This window comes from Staphylococcus borealis (assembly GCF_001224225.1).
Classification (GTDB): domain Bacteria; phylum Bacillota; class Bacilli; order Staphylococcales; family Staphylococcaceae; genus Staphylococcus; species Staphylococcus borealis.
The window spans coordinates 1-1301 of sequence record NZ_CUEE01000025.1 but is presented as its reverse complement, the minus strand read 5'-3'; the positions used below and the strand labels follow the sequence as shown (position 1 = coordinate 1301).

The following is a 1301-nucleotide window of genomic DNA, read 5'->3' as shown; positions in this document are numbered from 1 at the left end:
TGTGAAAGTTAGCTAATGCTTTGTTGAGTTCCGTTATACTTTCAGATTTATTCATCTAATCACCTACCTTAATTGAGTAAGATGTCGGTTTTTCAACGATATAAGCACCGTCTAAAACTTCGCCATTCGCGTCAATCAACGTTCCATTATCTGTAACGTTAAAGTCCTTTTTGATATCTGCTTGATTGAGCTTTTCAGTTACTTTAACGTAATTGTCAAAGCCCCTTTGTTTTAATTGTTCGATTACATTTTGCTCGTTGCTTACTTGAATTACTTTTGAACCTTTGCGTGCTGTAACTTTGCCATATGGCGTGTTAAGTTTAAATTTGCTATCTTTTTCTTTTTCTGTTGCAAAGTAATCAATCACTAAGCTTTGCAGATATTCTTTGCTGCTTTGTAACTTTTCAACTTCTTTATCTTTCCATTGAGTGATACGATCAACTTCATTTTGTGCAAGGTTGTTAACTTCAATTTCTTTCGTATTTATAGCATCTAGTTTTTTAAACACCCAGTTAGCACTATCTAAATCAGTCACTTTAAATTTTTCGTCTTGCTCAAAGTTTTGTAATTCTTGTTCTTGTAATTCGTTCATCTCTATACTCCTCCAATCGTTGGTCTGCTCTATCTGCTCTGTTTTCTTCATCTTTCCAAAGTTTTATATAAAGTTTGTTGATTTCTATTAAACTTTTGAGGTGTTCTTCTGTGGTTTCTAGTTGTCTCTGCAAATGATTGTTTTGCAATTTGACCTTCGCTAAATTGTCGCTATCTTCCATCAACTTGTTATATTCTTTTAAAGATAGAGTTACCTCTTGCATATATGTGCCTCCCGTTATATGATTAAGTTGTGTGATTTGACATGTGTTTGACTGTTACTCATTGGCGTGGGTATCAGTCTTTTTTTGTGCGTAAAATAATTTGTCAAAAAACAAATATGTTACTACCGACGCAACCATTGCAATCGCTATTGCATTAGTGATGAATATGCTCATCATCATTGCTAAAAAGAATGTAACGTTAAACATCATTCCTGCGATTAAGATTGTTTTGTCTTTGATTGACATTCTTTTGCCCTCCTTTCCTCTAGATTTTTAATCGCTGGTTCTAAGTAGCCACGTTCAGCAAAGAATTGGAACATCATTGTTTGTGTGTGTTTTGGCATTGCAATTACTCCCTTTCGTGTATAAATTTGTCTGCATCACAGTTTAGATTGATATTAACTTTTGTTTTCTTAGGTCTTGAATAACTCTCAATCTTTACAACCTTCCACGTCACAACTGCCATTGTGATAAGGAGGGTTGTTT

The 1301-nt window shown here is 34.1% G+C and carries 4 protein-coding genes; all 4 read right to left on the bottom strand.

Going from position 1 to position 1301, the window contains the following annotated elements; genetic code table 11:
• Positions 1–55 precede the first annotated feature (55 nt).
• Genes AK212_RS12815 through AK212_RS13970 form a run of 4 tightly spaced genes read right to left on the bottom strand, consistent with a single transcriptional unit; the run spans position 56 to position 1159 of the window.
• Positions 56–592 (bottom strand): host-nuclease inhibitor Gam family protein, encoded by a 537-nt coding sequence (locus AK212_RS12815; protein WP_053031541.1) that lies wholly within the window; start codon positions 590–592, stop codon positions 56–58.
• The gene (locus AK212_RS12810; RefSeq protein ID WP_053031539.1) at positions 555–815 is read right to left on the bottom strand and encodes a hypothetical protein; all 261 of its coding nucleotides are present in this window, start codon (positions 813–815) and stop codon (positions 555–557) included. The genes AK212_RS12815 and AK212_RS12810 overlap by 38 nt, the downstream gene beginning before the upstream one ends.
• 54 nt (positions 816–869) lie before the next feature.
• Positions 870–1061 (bottom strand): DUF1270 family protein, encoded by a 192-nt coding sequence (locus tag AK212_RS12805; protein WP_053031537.1) that lies wholly within the window; start codon positions 1059–1061, stop codon positions 870–872.
• Entirely contained in the window at positions 1034–1159 is a 126-nt protein-coding gene (locus AK212_RS13970; protein ID WP_269204125.1) for a hypothetical protein, read from the bottom strand. Before AK212_RS13970 ends, AK212_RS12805 begins: the two co-directional genes overlap by 28 nt.
• Positions 1160–1301 lie beyond the last annotated feature (142 nt).

What these genes read in the sequence shown, in the direction of transcription:
- AK212_RS12805 (WP_053031537.1), bottom strand. Translation starts at nt 1,061, where the DNA reads ATGTCAATCAAAGACAAAACAATCTTAATCGCAGGAATGATGTTTAAC.
- AK212_RS12815 (WP_053031541.1), bottom strand. Translation starts at nt 592, where the DNA reads ATGAACGAATTACAAGAACAAGAATTACAAAACTTTGAGCAAGACGAA.
- AK212_RS13970 (WP_269204125.1), bottom strand. Translation starts at nt 1,159, where the DNA reads ATGCCAAAACACACACAAACAATGATGTTCCAATTCTTTGCTGAACGT.
- AK212_RS12810 (WP_053031539.1), bottom strand. Translation starts at nt 815, where the DNA reads ATGCAAGAGGTAACTCTATCTTTAAAAGAATATAACAAGTTGATGGAA.